1 protein-coding gene is annotated in these 1,043 nt (G+C 63.7%); it reads right to left on the reverse strand.

Features of this window, described 5'->3' with window-relative positions:
- Positions 1-1,043, reverse strand: a 1,043-nt coding sequence (trpB, locus tag AC07E3_RS21430; protein ID WP_478364761.1) for a tryptophan synthase subunit beta, incomplete at both ends; no start/stop codon positions are given.

Genomic DNA, 1,043 nt, shown 5'->3' on the forward strand with positions numbered 1-1,043 from the left:
CGCGTCGTCATCTGGAACGCCTCGATCGCCTCATCGTCCAGAATGGGCGAGTAGATCACACGGCCTGAATCCTTCAGCCAGCTGTGCTCCGGCCCGACGCCCGGATAGTCGAGCCCCGCAGACACCGAATGCCCGTCGAGGATCTGACCGTCGTCGTTCTGCAGAAGATAGGTGCGGTTGCCATGCAGCACGCCCGGACGGCCAGCCGTCATGGAAGCGCAGTGCTCTTCCCCCTCAAGCCCATGCCCGCCAGCCTCGACGCCGTGGATTTCCACCTGACGGTCATCGAGGAAGGGATGGAACAGGCCGATGGCGTTCGAGCCGCCGCCCACCGCCGCCACGATGGCATCCGGCAGCCGGCCTTCAAGCTCCTGGATCTGTTCGCGCGCTTCCGTGCCGATCACCGACTGCAGGTCGCGCACCAGTTCGGGATAGGGATGCGGGCCTGCCGCCGTGCCAATCAGGTAATAGGTGTCCTCCACATTGGTCACCCAGTCGCGCAGCGCCTCGTTCATGGCGTCTTTCAGCGTGCCATGGCCCGAAGAAACCGGCTTCACCTCGGCGCCCAGAAGATGCATGCGGAAGACGTTCGGCTTCTGCCGCTCCACATCGGTCGCGCCCATATAGACCACGCAGGGCAGGCCGAAGCGGGCCGACACGGTGGCCGACGCCACGCCATGCTGGCCGGCGCCGGTCTCGGCGATGATGCGGGTCTTGCCCATGCGCTTTGCAAGCAGGATCTGGCCGAGGCAGTTGTTGATCTTGTGCGAGCCGGTGTGGTTCAGGTCCTCGCGCTTGAAGTAAATCTTCGCGCCGCCCAGATGTTCGGTCAGGCGTTCTGCGAAATAGAGCGGCGAGGGACGGCCCGTGTAGTGACGGCCGAGATATTCGAGCTCGGCCCGAAACGCCGGATCGTTCTTCGCCTCGTTCCAGTGTTTTTCCAGATCGAGGATCAGCGGCATCAGCGTTTCGGCAACGAACCGGCCACCGAAGATGCCGAACATGCCGTCATCGTCAGGGCCAATCCGGAAGGAATTGGGTTC

This window comes from Nitratireductor lacus (genome assembly GCF_056431025.1).